Origin of the sequence: Falsihalocynthiibacter sp. BN13B15 (genome assembly GCF_041205415.1) — a bacterium.
In the GTDB taxonomy this organism is placed as follows: domain Bacteria; phylum Pseudomonadota; class Alphaproteobacteria; order Rhodobacterales; family Rhodobacteraceae; genus Falsihalocynthiibacter; species Falsihalocynthiibacter arcticus.
Genome location: NZ_JBGFCE010000115.1, coordinates 1 through 316, shown reverse-complemented (window position 1 = coordinate 316; position 316 = coordinate 1). Strand labels below are relative to the sequence as shown.

Below are 316 nucleotides of genomic sequence, written 5' to 3'. Positions count from 1 at the left end.
CGCACTGGCGGCTTTCACCGTATTGCCGCTTCTGGAACAAAGCGGCTTTACCCCTGGTCAAAGCAATAGCCCAGAAGCTCTGTCAACACTGACTTTCGCCTATGTCGCCCTTCCATGTGCTTTCAAACTTATTGCCTTTGGCTTTGTTCTGACTTTACCAACAGAGGTCACTGTCAGAGGAAACTGACTTGAGACGGGCAGGGCTACCAATTAACGTTGTGTCATGAAAAAACGCGCTCCTTTTCGCTATTTCAAGACGTCTCCTGAAATCATCCGTCTTGCGGTGATGTTGTACGTCAGATTCCCACTCTCACTT

At 48.7% G+C, this 316-nt stretch carries 2 pseudogenes; both read left to right on the top strand.

The annotated features are described in order from the left end of the window. Positions 1 to 187, top strand: a pseudogene (locus tag AB9F26_RS22445) (sodium:galactoside symporter); the annotation flags it as partial. A 36-nt stretch (positions 188 to 223) separates the two neighbouring features. After that, positions 224 to 316, top strand: a pseudogene (locus AB9F26_RS22440) (IS6 family transposase); the annotation flags it as partial.